1 protein-coding gene is annotated in these 242 nt (G+C 53.7%); it reads left to right on the top strand.

What is annotated here, in order from left to right:
• The coding region (locus tag SB660_RS23290) for a CBS domain-containing protein (RefSeq protein ID WP_410584928.1) at positions 1-242 on the top strand (242 nt) is incomplete at both ends.

Genomic DNA, 242 nt, shown 5'->3' with positions numbered 1-242 from the left:
CACCGTTACGGCGGACAAAACGCTTTCGCAGGCGATCCAAGTGATGCGGGAGCACCGTGTCGATTCCCTGCTTGTCGTTGATGACCTGAATGTGCTGCAAGGGTATGTCGATGTCGAGATCATTGATCAGAACCGGAAAAAAGCGAGCCTCGTCGGCGACGTGCTCCGCTCTGATCTGTATACGGTCGAGCAGGGTACACTGCTGCGTGATACCGTACGCAAAATTTTAAAGCGCGGAATGA

It is taken from the genome of Bacillus sp. SIMBA_005 (genome assembly GCF_046535585.1).
In the GTDB taxonomy this organism is placed as follows: domain Bacteria; phylum Bacillota; class Bacilli; order Bacillales; family Bacillaceae; genus Bacillus; species Bacillus pumilus.
This window is presented reverse-complemented; position numbering and strand designations above follow the sequence as displayed.